Source organism: Erythrobacter sp. (assembly GCF_038133525.1).
In the GTDB taxonomy this organism is placed as follows: domain Bacteria; phylum Pseudomonadota; class Alphaproteobacteria; order Sphingomonadales; family Sphingomonadaceae; genus Qipengyuania.
In genome coordinates this window covers 1-1,592 of record NZ_JAYPTL010000131.1, presented here as the reverse complement: position 1 = coordinate 1,592, position 1,592 = coordinate 1, and the positions used below count along the sequence as shown (strand labels likewise).

3 protein-coding genes are annotated in these 1,592 nt (G+C 60.1%); all 3 read right to left on the bottom strand.

Annotation, left to right across the window (positions count from 1 at the left end):
• The coding region (locus AAFM29_RS17050; RefSeq protein WP_341713927.1) for an NAD(P)/FAD-dependent oxidoreductase at window positions 1-1,153 on the bottom strand (1,153 nt) is incomplete at its 3' end.
• Window positions 1,146-1,358 (bottom strand): GDCCVxC domain-containing (seleno)protein, encoded by a 213-nt coding sequence (locus tag AAFM29_RS17045; protein WP_053833516.1) that lies wholly within the window; start codon window positions 1,356-1,358, stop codon window positions 1,146-1,148. The genes AAFM29_RS17050 and AAFM29_RS17045, both read right to left, overlap by 8 nt.
• The coding region (locus AAFM29_RS17040) for a hypothetical protein (RefSeq protein ID WP_341713926.1) at window positions 1,351-1,592 on the bottom strand (242 nt) is incomplete at its 5' end. The genes AAFM29_RS17040 and AAFM29_RS17045, both read right to left, overlap by 8 nt.

Here is a 1,592-nt window from a genome sequence, read left to right as displayed (position 1 = left end):
CCTTGTGGCCGTAGATCTCTTCGTTCAGCCGCCTTGCCGAAAACCAACCTGGGTGCGATCCAGCATTCACCGTGAAATCCAAACCTGCCTCGTGCGCCTCGCTTTCCAGCATTCCGACCCGCGCCGCCGGCGGCTCCGTGAAAAGTGCACTAGGAACCCCACAATAGTTCGGAGCTCGGCCGCTATCTTCGAGTATGTTCTCAAGAACCACTTTGGCATCATGACTGGAGACCGGAGTCAGTGGCGGACCATTTGCAGCAGCGTCACCCGCCGCGAAGACTTTGGGGTTGCTTTGGCTTCGTAGTTGAGCGGTAAGCACCAAGCGACCCTCGTCACAGGCGACGTCTCCCGCCCCCAGATCGAGCGAACCGATCGCAGGGACTCTTCCGGCAGCGTGCACCACCAAGTCCCCTTCGATCCTGCGGTCGCCAGCATGGACGGTCAGAACGCCGCCTCTCTTCGCTACGCTGTTCACCTCGGCGTCCACGATTTCAATGCCGAGATCGTCGAAACTCGGCATGAGCCAATCGACCGTGTCAGGGTCGAAGGCTTTCAGAATGCGGCCTCGTTGGATGATGGTCACCTTTGCACCTGCCCGCGCCGCGAGGTGGGCAAATTCCGCAGCTATGTATCCACCGCCGACGAATACGATCCGATCTGGAAGGGTTTCGAGTTCTAGGAATGCATCGCTGTGAATCAGCAATTCCTCACCTTCGATCCCAAGCGGTCGAGGCTCTGCTCCCGTTGCGATAAGAGCGTGCGAGAAACTCAGTTCCCGGTCGCCTATCACGATCCTGTCGGGGCCAGCAAAGCGTGCCGCGCCGTGAAAAGTCGCGACGCCCTTACGCTCGTAGCGAGCTTCCTGCTTTTCAGGGACGGGGTCGGTAAAGCTGCGCTTGAATGCCTGGAGGTCACCCCAGTCAATCGAAACAGAACCTTCGATACCCTTCCCCTTCAATCGCCTGTGTGCAGCGAGCGCTTCCTCTCCACTCACCATCATCTTTTTCGGATCGCACCCTCGGAGCGCGCATGTGCCACCGTAGGGCCTGTAATCGATAACCGCGCAACGCTTCCCGGCGTCGGCCATCTGGTGGACCGCGACCTGCGCAGCCGTTCCCGATCCGATCGCAATGAAATCGAAAGCCTCAGCCATTGCAGCAGTCCCCTTCCTGTATCGGAGGACAGCGAACTGTGCCGTAGGAGCAGAACACGCAGCAATCGCCGTGGAGCGGCTTGAGACGCACGCCGCAGCCCGTGCAAGTGTAGAAGAACATGCAGGCGTTGGTCGGCATTTCCATGTCTTCTTCATGACCGCATTCGGGGCAGCGCAAGCGCGAGATCAGGATCGGATCAGCCATAGAGGAAGGCACCTGTCAGCAGCGCAGCACCGATGGCAATCCCTATGGCGGTCAGCGCTCGATAGGTCGGTGATCCGCATGCACTGTCCGCCGGGCATGTTTGTGCCTGCCTAAACTGCCAGAGCAAACGGAGGGTCGCAGCGAGGAGAAGAGCCGACGCGAGGGTCAGCAGGGGGAGGCGATAGGGGGCTACGACAGGCGAGATGCTGCCAAGCCACGCGGAACCCACACCAA

Bases quoted from the DNA above. Each gene is read 5' to 3' on its own strand.
- AAFM29_RS17045 (WP_053833516.1), bottom strand. From the start codon at position 1,358: ATGGCTGATCCGATCCTGATCTCGCGCTTGCGCTGCCCCGAATGCGGT.